Source organism: Streptomyces sp. NPDC032940, assembly GCF_040636935.1.
GTDB lineage: Bacteria > Actinomycetota > Actinomycetes > Streptomycetales > Streptomycetaceae > Streptomyces.
Genome location: NZ_JBEZVJ010000006.1, coordinates 281,775 through 298,591, shown reverse-complemented (window position 1 = coordinate 298,591; position 16,817 = coordinate 281,775). Strand labels below are relative to the sequence as shown.

Genomic DNA, 16,817 nt, shown 5'->3' with positions numbered 1-16,817 from the left:
GCTGCGGAGGTCAGGCCACAGACAAGACGATCTTCCCGGTGGTGCGTCCCCGCTCACCGATCTCGTGTGCCTTCGCGGCCTCGGCCAGCGGCAGCACGGTCTCGACCACCGGCTTCAGGGCGTCCCGTTCCGCCAGGGCGGTGATCTCGCGCAGACCGAGGTGGTCGGGCTCGACCAGCATCCACACCGCGCGTACGTGGTCGGGGACGGCAGCCGGAACGTCGTCGGGGCCGGGCAGGGTGACCAGCCGGCCGCCTGTCCGCAGCACCTTCAGGGACCGCTCGGCATTCTGGCCGCCCACACCGTCCAGCACCACATCGACGCCCCGGACGACGTCCTCGAAGCGGACCGTGCGGTAGTCGATCACCTCGTCGGCGCCCAGTTCCCGCAGCAGGTCGTGCTTGCCGGCGCTGGCGGTGCCGATGACGTAGGCACCGCGAGCCTTGGCGACCTGCACGGCGAGGTGGCCCACCCCGCCGGCCGCCGCGTGCACCAGCACCCGGTCACCGGCGCGCACGCCGGCGGTGTCCACCAGCGCCTGCCAGGCGGTCAGCCCGGCCAGCGGCAGCGCCGCAGCCTCGACGTGCGTGAGGTTCGCCGGCTTGGGCGCAAAGTGGCGGGCCGGGGCGACGACGTACTCCGCGTACGCGCCGGCCTGCCGCGGGAACAGCGGCATGCCGTAGACCTCGTCCCCCGGTCGGAAGATCCCCACACCCGGTCCGACGGCCTCGACGGTGCCGGAGACGTCCCAGCCGACCGCCGGCACGTCGCCCCACTCGATCAGGGCGCCACTGGCCCGGGTCTTGAAGTCCACGGGGTTCACTCCGGCCGCGTGGACCCGGACCAGGATCTCGTTCAGTCCAGGCTCGGGACGGGCCATCTCACGCTCGACGAGCGTTTCGGGTCCGCCCCACTGCTCCACGACCACCGCACGCATGTTGTCCGCCTCACTCTTTCCGTCTCGATCGGTTGTGCCGCCCGGGCTCTTCCCGGTGCGACGCAGTCCAGGATCCGGTATCCGCACCCTTGATGGTGTTGGCCGTCCGGCCACCATGTGACAGCATCTGGCCATGAGCGAGACGCAGTGGCCAGAGACCGACACCCACCCCTGCCGGGCCGACGACGCGCCCGAACCTCACCGCATCGCGGTCCTCGCCCTGCCCGGCGTCCCGCCCTTCGAGCTCGGCATCCCTTCCCGGGTCTTCGGCAGCGTCCTGGACCCGGGCGGACGCCCGCTGTACGAGGTCACCGTCTGTACCGCCGACGGCGCCCCCGTCCTCAGCGACGCCGGGTTCACCGTGCAGCCCGCAGCCGGTCCGGAGGCCCTGGCCGCTGCCGACACCGTGATCGTGCCGCCCACACACGCCATGCCCGAACTGGGCCTCGGCGGTCCGCTGCCGCCCGCGGTGACCGCGGCCATCGCCCGGATCCGGCTCGGCACCCGCCTGGTGTCCATCTGCACCGGCTCCTACGTGCTGGCCGCGGCCGGACTCCTCGACGGCCGGCCCGCCACCACCCACTGGGCTCTCGCCCCCGAGTTCCGTCGCGCCTACCCACGCGTCAAGGTCGACGACGAGGTCCTCTTCGTCGATGACGGCGACGTCCTGACCTCCGCGGGCGTCGCCGCCGGTGTCGACCTGTGCCTTCACATGATCCGCCGTGACCATGGCGCCGCCGCCGCCAACCGCGCCGCCCGCATGTGCGTCGTGCCGCCCTGGCGGGACGGCGGGCAGGCCCAGTACATCGACCGCCCGGTCCCCGAACCCACCGTTGCCACCACCACCGCCACCCGCGCCTGGGCCCTCGAACACCTGGGCGAACCGCTCTCCCTCAACCGCCTTGCCGAACACGCCCGGATGAGCCTGCGCTCCTTCACCCGCCGCTTCCGCGACGAGGTCGGGATGACCCCGGTGCAGTGGCTCACCGCGCAACGCCTCGAACTGGCCAAACAGTTGCTGGAGACCACCGACCTGTCGATCGACCTGGTCGCCCACCGCTCCGGCTTCGGATCCGCGAACTCCCTGCGCGCCCACATGAGAGCGGCCTTCGGTGTCTCACCCGCCGCCTACCGCCGCACCTTCAGCCCTCACGAGCCCGTGGAAGCCCGGCTCTGACCGCGATCAGACGGAGCGACACCTACGACCTGGTGGTGCACCTGCCTGCCGGCCGACCTGCCGTTGCCGGAGGGCCCCCGTTGGCGCCGGGCGCTGGCGGGCGAAGTGCTGTTCAGACAGTTTGCCGCCGGTCAGGGTGCACTCCTTCACCGCCGGCCGACCAATGGCAGCACCCAGGAGTTTTCCCTGCACTCCGCAGCGATCCCGTCAATGCCAGGCGCGCCCGCGGATGTCCCGACCGGCAACTGGCGCCGAACCGCGAGGAGTTCTCATGGAGGCTCGCATTCACCCGGGCGGGCTGGCGGATGCCGGGACGCGCGAGCGGAGGTGAGCCGCCGCTCACCGGGACGGTTGCCTCGGCGAGCCCGTCGCCGGGCGTGCGGGCCCGGGCAGCTGGGAGATCGAGCAGTACCTCGGTGCCGCCCTGCCCGGCGACTTCAGGGCGCCCGGCGGGCGTACGACGAGATGCGGTCGGCGAGCGCGACGACGAGGCCGCGCAGTTCATCAGGGCGCTCGATGACGAACGGCCGGTCGAGCGAGGCGAGTACGCCAGGCAACCAGTCGAGTCGCTGCGCCCGCAGTTCGACGCGCAGCCAGCGCTCGGCATCCCGGTCCTCGCCGGCCGCGGGCTCGTACTCCTCCAGGCTCGCAGTGCCGGCGGGGAGGTGGGCGCGAATCTGCTCAGCTGTCCCGTGGATCCGCAAGGTCACCTCATGCTGGTACTCGGCGGCAGCGAGTCCTGACAACACACGCTGTGCCGGACCGGGCCCCACGGGCGCGTCGAACGAGCCGGGCAGGGTCCTCGCGTCTGCGATGCGATCGAGCCGGAAGGTTCGGTCCTCGCCGACTTCGGCGTCCGTGCCCGTGACGTACCACCGGCCCGCATGGGCGACGATCCCGTATGCGTGCAGTGTGCGTTCGCTGCGCCGTCCTTCACGGTCGGTGTAGCGGATCGAGACCGGCCGGCGGTGGCGCACCGCATCGGCGATGGTGAGCAGGAGCCCGGCGTCCGGGTGATCCGGCTCACCCGCCTGATCCGTGAAGGCGAGAGCTTCCAGCAGAGTGTCGAGCCGACGGGCGATGTGCCGGGGCAGCACCCGCCGGATCTTCGCTGACGCCGTCTCGTTCGCCGTGCGCTCCGTCGTCGTCAGCCCCGCCCGGCGGCCGGCGATCAAGCCGAGCAGCACGGCCAGCGCCTCGTCGTCGCTGAGCATGAGCGGAGGCAGGCGGTACCCGGGAGCCAGTCGGTACCCGCCGTAGCGGCCGCGCACCGACTCCACGGGCACGTCCAGGTCGGTCAACTGGTCCACATATCGCCGCACCGTGCGCCCTTGGACGCCGAGCCGGTCGGCGAGCTCGGCCACAGTCCGGGTGCCGCCCGACTGCAACAGCTCCAGAAGTGTCAGAACGCGGCCGGTGGGTCGGGACATGTCCGCAGCCTAACGCAAATACAGGACCGATTCTGTCCTCTATTTCTCCTAGCCTGCGACGTGCACGCCAACCGCACAGCCAAGGAGATTCCGATGGAATTCGTCTCGATCCGCATCATCACCAGCGACGTCGCACGCCTCGTCGACTTCTACGAGCGAGCCACAGGGGCGCGGGCGACGTGGGCCACCGAGGACTTCGCCGAACTGAAGACCGCGGGCGCCACCCTCGCGATCGCCGGCACCCGCACCGTCCCGCTGTTCGCCCCGGGCTCCGCACGCCCGGCGGACAACCACAGCGTGATCACCGAGTTCCTCGTCGAAGACGTGGACCGCGTTCACCGGAACCTGACCGGCTTCGTCACCGACTTCGTCACCGAACCCACCACGATGCCCTGGGGCAACCGGTCCCTGCTGTTCCGCGACCCCGACGGCAACCTCGTCAACTTCTTCACCCCCGTCACCCCGGCGGCGATCGAAAAGTTCGCACGCTAACTGATCGTTTCAGAAACTCACAGGGGCCGGGGGCGAGGGACGCAGGCTGCCAGGTTCTGTCGTCGAATGTCAGGCTCGCACCAGGAGTGACGCGGGGGCGACGTCTGCTTCGCGGGACTCTGCGGTCTCGTCGTAACGGGTGGCGATCCCGCGCCACTGCTTCAACCGGTTGAAGCACCGTTCCACGACGTTGTGGTGCTTGTACGTCTCACGGTCGAAGACCGGCAAGCGGCCCCTCGCGGCACCCCTGATCGCTTCCCCCACGGCTCTGGACCGGGTGCAGTCGTTGGTGTTGCCGCCGGGACGACATGAGCGAGGGGACGGCCCCGGCACCCTCGACGGCACCGACCACGCCAGTCACAAGGAACAGGGCAGCATGATCCGCCGCTCATTCATCTGGCGGAACCGCCATGCCGACGACCGGCGCCTACGCGCCGTCGTCGACCGGGCGAGCATCGCCTGACCTACTCATCGTCGCGGCACAGACAGAAGGGATGTCCGGCCGGGTCGAAGAGCACCCGGACGTTTTCCCTCGGTTGGAACTCCGCGATCGTGGCGCCCAGGGCCACCGCCTCGGCGACCGCCGAGTCCAGGTCACCGACCTGGAAGTCGAAGTGCATCATCGGGCGCTGGTCACCGTCGGCCGGTGGCCACACCGGAGAGCGATAACCCTCCGCCTGCTGGAACACGAAGAACGGCCCTCGCGGTGAAGCGGCCACGACGGCAGTCCCCGGCTCTTCGTGCCCGACGTGCCAATCAAGGAGTTCGGCATAGAACTTCGCCAAACCGCTGGGGTCCGGCGCTTCGATCGTGGTGCCCCACCACATGCCGCCTGCTCGAGATCGCATGCTTGAGCCTATCCGAGGCCTCCCAACACACACACTGGTAACACCCGTTGGCACCAGAGAGCGTCAGCCCGCGCAACACGACAAGGCGAAACGTTGCCCATGCGGCACTAGCCGGTGAGCAGGTGCTCGCCGCCGTGGCGGCCTGTTCGTCGAGTTCGCGCAGCATCCGCCTGCCGGTGGCGGGTGAGGGGTGTTGCCCCTCCTTCGCGCCGGCGTCCTTCGGCACGAGTGTGCCGGCGACAGCTGCCAACCTTGTCACGGGCCAGCGGTCACGTCGGCCGACAGGCCCGTGATCCCTCCGGTCGTTGACGATCGCTGCACGTGTGCCCCCGTTCTCGTCGGCGTGTCGGGGGTCGACCGCCCGCTCGTAGCCGGTGCGGACGAGGCACGGGACGGGTGGGGCCCCGTGGCGGGGTCGGACCGCTCGGGAGGGCCGGCGCCCGGGGTGCGCAACGGTCACCCCCGTCGAGACCCCGCGCCTTCCCACGCCCGTGTGAACAGCGTGGGCAGCGGGACGGAGGGGACGGCGGCGAGGTGGGACGTCGAACGGTGCTCCTTGGCCAGCGGCAACAGCGGGAGCTTGGACGACTCGACGGGGAGACGGGGCGGCTTGCGGTCCCCCAGCCAGGCACCGGGCAGGAAGAGGGCGCGTCCCGCTCGCGGCCGGACGGCGCGCAGCACCCTGCCGGACGCGGCCAGTTCGGCTTGCGTCTCCTTGAAGCGTCCGGACTTCCAGCCGGTCCACGTCCTGACGTTGCGGTCGGTCGGGTCCGGCAGGGCCAGCAGCATCAGGTACAGCGACGCGGCGTCCCTGCTCAGGCCGTGCGCGTCGGCGCACTCCTCCACCAGGTGCGGCACCGACCGCTCGGGGTGCTGCTCCCAGCCCTCGGGTCGCTCGGTGTCGGCGGCCAGGTGCTGCCCGAGCGCGGCGAAGTCGCCGCTCAACAGCAGCCGCAGGTCCGCGAGGCCGGGCAGCCCGGAGGGGCCGGGCAGCCACTGGGAGGGCAGTACGGAGTCGAGGTAGGCGTCCAAGGCGTCCAGCAGCGGGTCGTCGGGGCCCATGAGCGCGGCGGGGTCGACGCGCAGGCGCCTCATGCCGTAGACGGGGTCGTCGGTCTCCGTGACAGCGGGGTGGGCGGTCAGCGCGTCCGTCGCCGGCGGCGGCCCCATCAGGTGGTTGCTCTGCAAGGAGAAGAGCGTGAGCGGACCGGGGGTGGCGGCCACCTCCTCACGCAGTCGGGCGATCGCCGCACCGGCCGCGGGGCGCAGCGGGTCGCCGGCCGGGGTGCGGTAAGCGATCCAGGCGGCGATCCTCGGCAGGGCCGTCGGCTGCGGTGCGCCCTCCGGGCCGTCGGCCGGGTGGGGAGCCAGGCAGTCCGCGCCGGCGGCGACGCGGGCGAGAAGGGCCGGCAGCCTCATGCGGGGCCGGTATCCCGGGATGCCCTGGCGCATCTGCCGTGGGAGGGTCTCCTCGCCCTGGGGCGGCTGGATCTCCTTGGCGGCGAGGGGCAGCAGCGCGGTGGGCACGGGCATCGGGGCGCCCAGTTCCGCGAGCCACCACGTGGCGGCCCGGTCCACGTCCGGCCCGGTGGTCCACAGAAGTTCCGGGTCATCGGGCAGGAGCTTGTCGTAGAGGGTGGCGACGCGGTCCGGCCCGAGCAGGTCGGTCAGCACGGCGACGGCCTGTTCCGCGTCCTTCTCGCGGACCTTCCAGGCCGTCAGGTCGGTGGACCGGAGCCGAGGACGGTAGCGGAGGTGCTGTCCCGACCGGCGGGGCATGCAGGGAACGTGGGCCGTCAGCAGCACGGTGGCCTCGGCCGGGGACAGGCCCAGCCGCTCCGCGAAGGCCGTCGCGAGTTCCGGGCGGGCGGGTGCGTGGCCGTGCTCGCGGTACAGCTCGGCGAAGCGCGTGAACCAGGTGCCGGGCCGTACCGGCTCCATCATGTGGGCGTCGATGAGTGTGGCGCCGCCCGCCGCGAGCGGGCCGTCCTCGGGAAAGTCGCCGTCGGGCGCGTATTCCCACAGTGTCCGCCCTGGGGCCCGGCCACCGGACGCCATGACGTAGGCGACGGAGGTGGCCCTGCGGAACACCTCGCCCTCGCAGGCGACGGCGCGACCGCCGCGGTACTCGGGGACCTCGCACCGCACGATGCGCCAACGGCCCGGTTCGTCGGTGACAAGGGGGTGACTCGCGTAGGCCAGGACCGGCTCCACCGGTGACGACCAGCCCGCCTGCCGGGTGGACACGGCGCACAGGACGAGCGGGGCAGCACACACGTGGGTGTGGCGCAGCCCGCCGTCCCTGAGCAGACGGTCGTAGGTCGTCGTGGGCTTGGTGAGGTCACCGTCCCAGACGGGGGCGGTGTCGTCCTGCGCGAGCCGGATCATCGAGCGGCCGATGCGCTCGTCCGCGTTCGCCGGCTTCCGGCCGGCCGGTGACGGCTCGTCCACCACCGGGGTGAAGCGGCGGGCCAGCTGCTCCAGTCCCGCACGGCAGTTGACGGCCATGACCAGCAAGGACGCGGCCTCGCTGCGAGCGGGGTCGCCCAGTTGCGGCAGTGCCTGACGGATCGGCTCACGGTAGGAAGGCTGGACGCCGTCGCGTGCGACGTAGCAAGGGGTGAGCCGGCTCAGCAGTTCCTCGACCTGAGGACGGGTGACGGTGTCGGGCAGCTTCGCCATCAGCAGCGGTACGACGTCCACCGCCGCAAACTCTGCGGCCACGTCGGGATCCTTCGGCAGCAGGTCCAGGGCGACGCCCGCGTGGACCAGTCGGCCGAGCAGCAGGACCAGTTCGTCGAAGTCAGCCACGGTACGCAGTTTCGCCCGCTCGCGGCCGAACCAGTCGCGGATCTCCTCGTGTCCGAGCGGGTTGTCGAAGAGCGGGGGTAGGCGGTCCCAGCCCTTGGAGGACTGGTGCGGCTGGTACCAGCGGATGTCTCCCAGGTCCCTGATGGTCATCTCCAGGTCGGCGCGTGTCCGGGCGCGCAGCTCCCGGGCGAAGCGCGGGTCGGCCTGGAGGTGTTTCAACTCGGGCCGGCGGCGGAGCTCGACGTAGTTGGACTGGCACGGGCCGAGGAGTTCCGGTGGGTCGCAGACCGGTGCGCCGTGCTCCAGCAACAGGTCGATCAGGTCGAGAGGCGTCGTGTAACGGTGGTCCTGGCGGTTGCCGGTCCGCTGGTAGCGGATCTGGACGGGTACGCCGTCCGCCGCCAGTTTCGGGGCGATCCGTTCGGCGATCTCGTGCACGACCGGCCAGGTGCCGTTGCCGTCCCTGAGCGTGGTGATGCGCCCGCTCAGCCAGGCCGCCGCCTCGCCGGCCCGCAGCCCAGGTGCCTCACCGGTGAGCAGCGCCAGCGCGCCGGTGCGCTCCAGCAGGCTCAGCCACAGGCCGGAGCCGGCGAGATCGCGGTGGGGCCGCTGGTCCAGCATCGTGCGGGGCGTCCCGGGAGCGCGTTCGGTCACCAGGTCCACGGCCGTGCCCGTGAGGCAGTCGGCCCAGAACTTCTTGTCGTTCAGGGGGAAGTGACCGGTGCGGAAGATCTCTTCGAGCAGCGTGGCAAGTTCGCTCTCCGGGTCCGCTCCGGCGGCCTTGGCGAGCTTGCGCAGGTCCTGGGCGAGCTGCGGGTACACCTCGGACGACGCCCGCATGCGGCGGATCACGACGTCGCGGAAGTCCGTGAGGTGCGCCGGCGTCGCCACGCCCTTGACGGCCAGGTCGCGGACCCAGGCCCGCAGGGTGGTCGCAGAGAGAGCACCGGCTTCGGCGTAGGTGAGGTAGCGGCGCAGCAGCCACTCCTCGCCGGCTTCGCGGGCCTGCGTCCGCTCGCACGTGCGGGCCCGCCCGAACCACGCGGCGGCCGTCGGCCGGTCCTCGTGCCGCAGGGCGAGATCGGCTGTCTCGTCCAGGAGCGTGATCAGCAGCGCGGGGGCGGTCTCCTCCATTCCCTGGAGAACGGCGTCGATCTCCTTCTTGGAGACGTACGCCCACTCGTTGGTGCGTGCCCGCAGCAGGAGGATCTTCCCCGTCGCCAGTTCCTCGAGGCCGGGGTGGGCGGCGAGGATCCGCTCGGGGAAGGGCAGCTCGCCGTCGGAGGGGTCCGATATGCCGGTGGAGAAGAAAGCCTCCGGTTCCCAGTCTTGTCCGCGCATCAACTGGTCTCGGAACGGGATCAGTTGCTCGGGGATCAGCTGAGTGTGGGTGTGGCCGTCGAAGCCCGCGTAGGTGCGGGCCCACAGGCCCCCCTCGCCCGGTTCGTCGGTCAGCCGCACGGACTCTGCGTCCAAGGCCTCCCGCCACAGCGGGTCGGCGTCGGCCAGCGCGCGCGGCACGACCGCCTGGGCCCGGGCCCACTGCGCCGCCTGCCGGCGGCACTCCTCGCGGTGGTCGCGCAGACGGGTGCGCGTCTCATGCAGGGCGCGGACACCGGGGGCACCCGCCAGCGGGGCGGGCAGCTGCTTGAGCTTCCGCCTCTGAGGATTGCGGTAGACGATATCCAGATCGTCCGTCAGTTCCGCGGTGTACCCGTCCTTCTCCACCTGAGTGCCCATGTGCCGCCGTCCCCCGTGGTGTCGTCCTGGCCGGTGCCTGTCGGCCGTTGCCAGATGCTTGTTGATCACACGCTACGCCGTGCCACCGACAACGCGTCGGCCTCCACTCCATCCGCTCCAGCGGCGCGATCAGCCCTCGCATGGTCCGAGGGCGCCAGGGCAAGGGAACGGGACGACTCACACGAGGAGGGCATGTGTTCCCGGATCTCGAGCTGACGCGAAGCGAGGGGGGTACGGGTGCCCGCACGCCCGGCATCGCCCGCCGGCAGTTTGTCTCTGCGCCTGCTGACGTGGCCCGGGCAGGGGCGGCTCCTGCCGTGGGCGAGGGTGGCCGCCCTGCCACACGGAAGCGGCGGGAGGGCGAATCGGCGGCCCGTGCAGTGCCGTACCCGCAAGTGACATGCGGACGTCCAGGCCCTTCGCGCATCCCAGCCGCTCCGGGACGGTTCGCGGTCACGCACCGCCCGGGCGCGTTAACGTGTAGCGATGGACGTAGGACCCTTCTTTCACGGCACGAAGGCCGAGCTGCAAGTCGGAGATCACCTCACGGCCGGCTTCCGTTCCAACTACCGGCCCGAGATCGTCATGAATCACATCTACTTCACCGCGTTGCGCGACGGCGCGGGTCTCGCCGCCGAACTTGCCGCCGGCGACGGGACGCCGCGTGTGTATGTCGTCGAGCCGACCGGGGAGTTCGAGGACGATCCGAATGTCACCGACAGGAAGTTCCCTGGTAATCCCACCCGTTCCTATCGCAGCAGGGAACCCCTGCGAATCGTCGGCGAGGTCACCGACTGGACACGGCAGACACCCGAAGCCCTCCGCACATGGCGCGATCGGCTGGCCGCGATCCGTCTGAGTGACCGCGCCGAGATAATCAACTGAGGCCGCCGTGACACCCGAGCCGTGACGCCCGAGCGTGCCTACGGCGAAACGCTTCTCGCCGCGCAGGGCCACCGGTCTTCGTCCCGGGCGCAGGGGGCTCGCCACGCGGCCGCCGGACCGTCCGCGGGTGCTGTGTGACGGGACCGGCCGACGCACGCCGGACCGGGACCGCCCTACTCCCCCTGCCGTCCTCATCCCGCCGGCCCGTGCTCATTCACTCCGGGCCGAGGAGCATGGGCCGAACGGACGCAACGGGGATGTCGACACTGGGCTCGACCACTTTCTCCGACAGCGCTCGTTGGCGACCGACCTCGCCCGCGGCGGAGCAGCGGAGGACTCCCGGGCGGCTCTGCACCGACGGCCGGACACTCTTCGCCTCCGGACTCGACCCGGCCCGCGCCGACAAGCCGCGAGTCCGTGACGGGCCCGGGCTTCGGAGCCTTCCACGTCTGCCGTTACCTCCTTGGGCGGCGGATCGGGTGCCGACCCAAGTCGCTGCCCGACGTCTGTGCGACGCGAAGCCACCTGCGTGTCGGTGGACCGTCATCACTCCCGGGCAGGCCCTCCACGGCAGGTCCGCCCACGGGGTCAGTGCGAATCGGTCTTCGGGACGGCGGGGACGGGCGCAAGGCGGTAGGTGTTCTCGTGGGGGATGACCCTGCCGGCGGTGGGCGGCGCGAAGTGGGTGCCCAGGAGCAGGGTTTTCGTACCGGCGAGGGAACCGAGGAGCCTGCGGCGCGAGGCCTCCGACTGCTCCGGGTCGATGTCGACGCACGCGCCGATGTCCGGGTGGGCGAGCTGGACCGGGTGATGGATGCAGTCGCCGGTGATCAGCGCCGTCTCGCCCTGGCTGGTCAGCTCGACGGCGATGTGGCCGGGGGTGTGGCCGGGCGTGGGCAGCAGGCGCAGGCCCGTGGCGACCTCGACGCCCTCGGCCGGGATGTCGACGAGGTCGAGCAGCCCCGCCTCCTCGACCGGGATGACGGAGTCGCGGAACATCTGCCGGCGCGCCTCATCCATGTCATACGTGGCCCAGAACTCCCGCTCGAGACGGGAGGTGACGTGGCGGGCGTGGGGAAACGTCGGGACCCACTCGCCGTTCACCTCCCGTGTGTTCCAGCCGACGTGGTCGGCGTGCAAGTGGGTGAGGATCACCAGGTCGACGGAGTCCGGCGGGAACCCGGCGGTGGTCAGACGCTCGAGAAAACCGGTCCGCAGATCGTTCCAGGCCGGGTTGGCCCGCTCCTTGCCGTTGCCGATGCCGGTGTCGACCAGGATGCGCAGGCCGCCGACGGTGAGGGCGAAGCTGTGGCTGGCGATGCGCAGGAGGCCGTCGTGCCCGGCGAAGTCGGGGTACAGCCACTCCTGCCGCCCCACCAGGTCCGCGGTGGCGTCCGGCAGCAGCCAGCGTCCGGTCGCGGGCGGTAGAAGGACTTCGTCGATGCGGTGGACGGTGACAGCGCCCACGGTCCAGGACGGGGCGGCGGTGGTCTCGATGGCCGGTGAAGTGTCCATGCCTGTCGTCTCCCATGTTCTTCGGACGTGTTCAGCGCAGGCGTCGGTGGCGGGAAGGCCGGACGGTGAGTTCGGCCGTCGCCCCGACGGCGAGAAGGGCAGTGGCCAGGGCGTACGTCCGGGAGGCGGCCAGGCCGCGGCCCGCGGGCCCCTTCTCCGAGGGAGTCGGGGCATTGCGCAGCCTTGTCCGCGCGACGCTGACGCGTGGCCCCCTTCCCTCTAAACGCAATTGGTTTGCTTTAAGTCACCGTAGACCCTAGGGTCGCTTAAAGCAAACGGTTTGCTTTAAGCGTGGGGCTTCCGTCGCTCCCGCCCGAACAGGGGAGAACCTTCATGTCCACTGCCGAGCTCACACCGCCGCAGGCGGCCCTCTGGGCCGACCGCGCCGGGCTCTCGCTGGCGCCCGGCCGGCACGCCGCGGTGGCCGCCACCGCCAACCACATCCACTCCGTCGTCGCGGTCCTGCGGGAGCTGGACTACGGAGACACACCGCCCGCGGCCGCCTACCGCGCCGGAGAGGGGAGGACCGATGCAGCCGTATGAACTGTCCCTCGCAGAGGCCGCCGACGCCATCCGGGCGCGGACGCTGTCCCCCGTCGAGCTGGTGGATTCCGTCCTCGACCGCATCGAGAAGGTCGATCCGCATCTGGAGGCCTATGTCACCGTCACCGTGGAGCAAGCCCGCCGGGCGGCCCGCACGGCCGAGCGGCAGGTCGCGGCCGGCCGCCTGCACGGCCCGCTGCACGGCGTCCCCGTGGGGCTGAAGGACCTGATCGACGTAGCCGGCACGGCCACCACGGCCAGCTCCCGGGTCCGTGCCGACCATCGCGCGCAGACCGACAGCACGGTAGCCGCCCGTCTGACCGCATCCGGCGCGGTCCTGATCGGAAAGACGCACACCCACGAATTCGCCTACGGTCTGACCACCCCGCAGACCACCAACGCCTGGCACCCCGACCGGGTCGCCGGCGGATCCAGCGGCGGATCCGCCGTTGCCGTCGCCGCAGGCGCCGCCACCTTCGCGCTGGGCACCGACACCGGCGGATCGATCCGGGTGCCTTCCGCGCTCAACGGCGTCGTGGGGCTCAAACCGACCTACGGCCTCGTCTCCCGCCACGGCGTCACGTCCCTGTCCTGGTCGCTGGACCACGTCGGCCCGATCACCCGCACCGTCGAGGACGCGGCCCTGGTCCTGACCGCCCTGGCCGGCCACGACCCCCGCGACCCCGCTTCCCTGGCCGCCCCGGGCCCGGCGTACCGGCCGGGCGGCGCGACGGAACTGTCGGGGCTGCGCATCGGCGTACCGCGCAACTACTACTTCGACCACGTCGCCCCGGACGTGGAATCCGCCGTCCGGCGGGCCATGGGCGAGCTTGAGAGGCTGGGCGCACGGCTCGTCGAGGTCGAGATCCCCATGACGCGCTACATCCAGGCCACCCAGTGGGGCCTGATGGTGCCGGAGGCCTCCGCCTACCACGAGCGCACCCTGCGTACCGTCCCCGAGCTGTACCAGGCCGACGTGCGTGTCCTTCTCGAAGCCGGCGAGCTGATGCCGGCCGGGGACTATCTGCGCGCCCAGCGTTCGCGCACCCTCATGCAGCAGGCCTGGAGCCGACTGCTCGAAGAGGTCGATGTGATCGCCGCCCCGACGGTCCCGGCCACGGCGGTGAAGGCCGGCGACGAGACGATCACCTGGCCGGACGGCACCGTCGAGGGTGTCTCGGACGCCTACGTGCGCCTCTCGGCCCCCGCCAACATCACCGGGGTACCCTCGCTGTCCGTACCCGTTGGCCGCAGCACGGCAGGCCTGCCCATCGGCATGCAGCTGCTCGGCCGGCCCTTCGGCGAGCCGGTGCTCTTGCGGGTCGGCCACGCCTACGAGCAGACCCGGCCCGCGCGCCGGCCGGCGACCGTGCCACGAACCGAAGGGCTGGGCCAGCGCGTACCGACCGTGACGAGGACGGGCACGTGAAGCCGCATAGGTGCTTTAACCTGGGTTCATGAGCCGAAGGACCATGGTGCGCCCCGGTGGCCGCAGCGCCAGGGTGCAGGAGTCCGTGCACGCCGCCGTGCGCGAACTCGAGGCGGAGGTGGGCCGGGAAGCGCTGACCGTCCCCCTGATCGCCGGCCGCGCCGGAGTCACCCCGTCCACGGTCTACCGCCGCTGGGGCGACCTGCAGGAGCTGCTGTCGGACGTGGCGGTCGAGCGACTGCGGCCCGAGTCGGCGCCACGGGACGAAGGAAGCCTGAAATCCGATCTCGAGGCCTGGGCCGGGCTGTTCCTCGAGGAGATGTCCGCCCCCGCCGGCCGCGCCTACATCCGCGACGCCCTGCTCGGCGACCCGGACGGTAGCAACGCCGGCCAGTGCTCGGCCTACGCGGCCGAGCAGATCGGCATCATCCTCGACCGCGCGGCCGGCCGCGAGGAGACCTCACCCGACGTCGAGACGGTCATGGACCACCTCGTCGCCCCCATGATGTACCGCATCCTCTTCCGCCCTGAAGGACTCGACACCACGTACGCCCGCCATCTGGTGGCAGGGCTCCTCGGGGCGACCGATCGCTGACCGGGACATCACGCCTCCCACAGCAGATCGCTCACCCCGGCCGCGCTGCCCGGATCGCCGGCTCCGCGCAGCCCGCTTCGCCCGACCCAGGGCGTGGTGTCACCGTCCGCGGTGAACGACGCGGAGCACAATGGGGCGTGGGACACGGCTACCTCCGTGCCGCCGCCCGGCCGGTGAGGAGCGATCCTCCGACTGGTTCAACTCATCGCATCGGCAGTGGAGTTCACCCTTGCCGGCCGGGAATGCGACAGCGGGTCGGCAACGCCCAGCTCGCCCTGCTCTGGGATCCGGTACCCGGTCGCGCGAAGCCGGCACGGCACTTCGAGCCTTCGTCACCGGGGACGGCGGGCTCCGGCCGGCCGCCGACGTCGGTGCCTACATGCAGACACTGCTCCTGGCGATGACCGCGTACGGCGTGGCGAGCTGCCCGCAAGGGCTGCTGAGCTTCTACGCCTACACGGTCCGCGCCGAACTCGCAGTTCCGGCAAGGCGACTTCTCGTGGGCATCTCCTTCGGCTACGCCGACCGGTTCGCCCCGGTGAACCACGTCACGACCGAGCGGGCCGCGCTCGCAGAGGTCGCGACCTGACACGGCTGACCGGCTCGGACAAGGCATGCCGGATGCTGAGGCCGCTCACGACCGGGTTCCAGCTTCCCCGAGCCCGCCGAATCTGCCGGTCATGAACCACTGCCTTGCTCCGGCTGCTCTTTGAGCTCCTCCTCGCCCCCTACCGGTCCCGGCAGAGCCGGAAGACCGCTTCACCGCGCGACTGCGCCGGGAACGGCTCAGACGACCAGGACCCGGCGTCCGCGCGTGTGTCCGGCTTGGCTGTCGATGTGGGCTGCCGCGGCCTCGGCGAGCGTGTACGTCTTCTCCACCGGGATGCGGAGCCTCCCACGCGAGATGAGACCGACGGCCTCGGCGAGCGCATCCGGCACGCTCCCGGCCACGCCGGAGAACCGGACACCGAGCTGCGGCGCATCGAGATCGGCGATGGAGATCACCTTCCGGGGATCCCCGGTCAGCTCGACGAGTTCGCGGATCACCCCCGAGCCGGCGAGGTCGAGGGCCGCGTCGACGTGGCCGAGCTGTCGCACCCGCTCGGCCCAGCCCTCGCCGTACGTCGTGGCGAGGGCACCCAGGCTCCGCAGGTAGTCCTGATTCGCGGCCCCGGCGGTGCCGATCACCGCGATGCCGCGGTCGCGGGCGATCTGCAGCACCGCCGACCCGACTCCCCCGGCCGCACCGCTGACGAGCAGCGTCTGCCCCCGCCGCACCCCCACCTCGCGGAGGATACGCAGCGCGGTCTCCACCACCGAGGGGTACCCCGCGGCCTCTTCGAACGCCAGCCCCTCGGGCATACGGGCCCAGGCCGACAGCACGGCGAACTCAGCGTAGGTGCTGGAGCCTTCACCGAACACGTGGTCACCGATCTCGACCCCGGCGACGCCCTCGCCGACCTCGTCCACCACCCCGGCGGCGTCCAGGCCGACTCCGGCGGGCAACCGGATCGGATGGGCCTTCAGGATCTGGCCTTCACGGACCCTCCAGTCGACGGGATTCACGCCCGCCGCCCGCACGGCGATGCGCACCTGACCGGGGCCCGCGTGCGGCTCCTCGGCCTCTATGAGTTGCAGAACGTCCGGACCGCCGAACTCGGCGAAGCTCACCTTCTTCATGCGAAGGACCGTAACACTAACGGTTAGCATTTTAAAGCTGGTTTGATTTCATACCTGGTAGGGTCAAAGCATGACCGTGCCGTCCGGACGCCGTGAGCGCAAGAAAGCCGCGACTCGACAGAAGATCGCCGACACCGCCCTGCGGCTCTTCCTCGAACGCGGGTACGACGCGGTGGGCATCCGCGATGTGGCCGCTGAAGCCGATGTGGCCGTCACCACGGTCTTCTCCCACTTCGCCTCCAAAGAGGCCCTGGTCTTCGAGCAAGACGCAGACTTCGAGCAACGCCTCACGCAGGCGGTCACCGACCGGGCGCCGCACGAGCCGCTCATCCCCGCCCTGCGCCGCGAGATCCTTGCTCTGGTGCGGCATTGCACGGCGGACAACGCCGGCCCTCTCTGGCGCATGATCGAGGCATCACCCGCCCTGCGGAAGTACGAAGAGTCGATGAGGCTGCGCCACGCGGAGACGCTGGCAACCACCATCGCCGCCGATCCCGAACTGCCACGGACCACGACGGCAAGCCGGACGATCGCCAGGTTCGTGATCGACGCCTATTCACTGGCACGTGAGGCGGCCGATCCGGATGCCGCGGTGGACGAGATCTTCCGGATGATCGAAGCAGCCTGGGAGGCCACCAGCCCTCCCCGACGCGCATGAGGGCCCTGTTCCCCCAGGGAGAAGCAGAGGCAGCCCGCTCCGCCCCCATCGTCATCACCCCGGCACTGAGCGACGGA

General features: G+C 71.2%; 14 protein-coding genes and 3 pseudogenes. 9 read left to right on the top strand and 8 right to left on the bottom strand.

The genetic code is table 11. The annotated features are described in order from the left end of the window. Positions 1 to 10: 10 nt before the first annotated feature. Positions 11 to 937 carry an NADP-dependent oxidoreductase gene (locus AB0E77_RS11570; RefSeq protein WP_361568807.1) on the bottom strand — a complete coding sequence of 309 codons (927 nt, stop codon included), beginning with the start codon at positions 935 to 937 and terminating at the stop codon, positions 11 to 13. Between the two features lie 133 nt (positions 938 to 1,070). Between AB0E77_RS11570 and AB0E77_RS11565 the strand changes: the two genes are divergently transcribed. Next, complete coding sequence (locus tag AB0E77_RS11565; RefSeq protein WP_361568805.1) at positions 1,071 to 2,114, top strand: helix-turn-helix domain-containing protein; 1,044 nt, start codon at positions 1,071 to 1,073, stop codon at positions 2,112 to 2,114. Between the two features lie 437 nt (positions 2,115 to 2,551). On the opposite strand, the gene AB0E77_RS11560 is transcribed toward AB0E77_RS11565, so the two are convergent. Beyond that, complete coding sequence (locus AB0E77_RS11560) at positions 2,552 to 3,544, bottom strand: YafY family protein (protein ID WP_361568803.1); 993 nt, start codon at positions 3,542 to 3,544, stop codon at positions 2,552 to 2,554. Positions 3,545 to 3,637: 93 nt separating this feature from the next. On the opposite strand from AB0E77_RS11560, the gene AB0E77_RS11555 reads away from it, so the two are divergent. After that, positions 3,638 to 4,036 carry a VOC family protein gene (locus AB0E77_RS11555; RefSeq protein ID WP_361568802.1) on the top strand — a complete coding sequence of 133 codons (399 nt, stop codon included), beginning with the start codon at positions 3,638 to 3,640 and terminating at the stop codon, positions 4,034 to 4,036. Positions 4,037 to 4,105: 69 nt separating this feature from the next. Here AB0E77_RS11555 and AB0E77_RS11550 read toward each other — a convergent pair. Continuing rightward, positions 4,106 to 4,252 (bottom strand): annotated as a pseudogene (locus tag AB0E77_RS11550) (IS5/IS1182 family transposase); the annotation flags it as partial. 115 nt (positions 4,253 to 4,367) lie between these two features. On the opposite strand from AB0E77_RS11550, the pseudogene AB0E77_RS11545 reads away from it, so the two are divergent. Beyond that, a pseudogene (locus AB0E77_RS11545) lies at positions 4,368 to 4,499 on the top strand (IS630 family transposase); the annotation flags it as partial. 1 nt (position 4,500) lies between these two features. Here AB0E77_RS11545 and AB0E77_RS11540 read toward each other — a convergent pair. Together AB0E77_RS11540 and AB0E77_RS11535 are read right to left on the bottom strand one after the other, a co-directional pair. Further along, the gene (locus tag AB0E77_RS11540) at positions 4,501 to 4,863 is read right to left on the bottom strand and encodes a VOC family protein (RefSeq protein ID WP_361568801.1); all 363 of its coding nucleotides are present in this window, start codon (positions 4,861 to 4,863) and stop codon (positions 4,501 to 4,503) included. Positions 4,864 to 5,340: 477 nt separating this feature from the next. Beyond that, positions 5,341 to 9,435: a hypothetical protein gene (locus AB0E77_RS11535; RefSeq protein ID WP_361568800.1), complete on the bottom strand. Its 4,095-nt coding sequence runs from the start codon at positions 9,433 to 9,435 to the stop codon at positions 5,341 to 5,343. Between the two features lie 486 nt (positions 9,436 to 9,921). Here AB0E77_RS11535 and arr point away from each other — a divergent pair, with 486 nt between their 5' ends. Next, on the top strand, positions 9,922 to 10,320 hold the full coding sequence (gene arr, locus AB0E77_RS11530; RefSeq protein WP_361568799.1) for an NAD(+)--rifampin ADP-ribosyltransferase: 399 nt from the start codon (positions 9,922 to 9,924) through the stop codon (positions 10,318 to 10,320). Positions 10,321 to 10,908: 588 nt separating this feature from the next. Here arr and AB0E77_RS11525 read toward each other — a convergent pair. Next, complete coding sequence (locus tag AB0E77_RS11525) at positions 10,909 to 11,835, bottom strand: MBL fold metallo-hydrolase (RefSeq protein WP_361568797.1); 927 nt, start codon at positions 11,833 to 11,835, stop codon at positions 10,909 to 10,911. 333 nt (positions 11,836 to 12,168) lie between these two features. Between AB0E77_RS11525 and AB0E77_RS11520 the strand changes: the two genes are divergently transcribed. Genes AB0E77_RS11520 through AB0E77_RS11510 form a run of 3 tightly spaced genes read left to right on the top strand, consistent with a single transcriptional unit; the run spans position 12,169 to position 14,402 of the window. Then, positions 12,169 to 12,378 carry a hypothetical protein gene (locus tag AB0E77_RS11520; RefSeq protein ID WP_361568795.1) on the top strand — a complete coding sequence of 70 codons (210 nt, stop codon included), beginning with the start codon at positions 12,169 to 12,171 and terminating at the stop codon, positions 12,376 to 12,378. Beyond that, on the top strand, positions 12,365 to 13,807 hold the full coding sequence (locus tag AB0E77_RS11515; protein WP_361568794.1) for an amidase: 1,443 nt from the start codon (positions 12,365 to 12,367) through the stop codon (positions 13,805 to 13,807). The genes AB0E77_RS11520 and AB0E77_RS11515 overlap by 14 nt, the downstream gene beginning before the upstream one ends. Positions 13,808 to 13,835: 28 nt before the next feature. After that, positions 13,836 to 14,402 carry a TetR/AcrR family transcriptional regulator gene (locus AB0E77_RS11510; RefSeq protein WP_361568792.1) on the top strand — a complete coding sequence of 189 codons (567 nt, stop codon included), beginning with the start codon at positions 13,836 to 13,838 and terminating at the stop codon, positions 14,400 to 14,402. 8 nt (positions 14,403 to 14,410) lie between these two features. Here the strand turns inward: AB0E77_RS11510 and AB0E77_RS11505 are convergent, their stop codons facing one another. After that, positions 14,411 to 14,548, bottom strand: a complete 138-nt coding sequence (locus AB0E77_RS11505; RefSeq protein ID WP_361568790.1) for a hypothetical protein — start codon at positions 14,546 to 14,548, stop codon at positions 14,411 to 14,413. A 191-nt stretch (positions 14,549 to 14,739) separates the two neighbouring features. On the opposite strand from AB0E77_RS11505, the pseudogene AB0E77_RS11500 reads away from it, so the two are divergent. Further along, a pseudogene (locus AB0E77_RS11500) lies at positions 14,740 to 14,991 on the top strand (nitroreductase family protein); the annotation flags it as partial. A 197-nt stretch (positions 14,992 to 15,188) separates the two neighbouring features. Here AB0E77_RS11500 and AB0E77_RS11495 read toward each other — a convergent pair. Next, entirely contained in the window at positions 15,189 to 16,082 is an 894-nt protein-coding gene (locus AB0E77_RS11495; RefSeq protein ID WP_361568789.1) for an NADP-dependent oxidoreductase, read from the bottom strand. A gap of 70 nt (positions 16,083 to 16,152) precedes the next feature. On the opposite strand from AB0E77_RS11495, the gene AB0E77_RS11490 reads away from it, so the two are divergent. Further along, positions 16,153 to 16,740, top strand: coding sequence for a helix-turn-helix domain-containing protein (locus AB0E77_RS11490; RefSeq protein WP_361568787.1), 588 nt, complete (start codon positions 16,153 to 16,155; stop codon positions 16,738 to 16,740). The last annotated feature ends 77 nt before the right edge of the window (positions 16,741 to 16,817 follow it).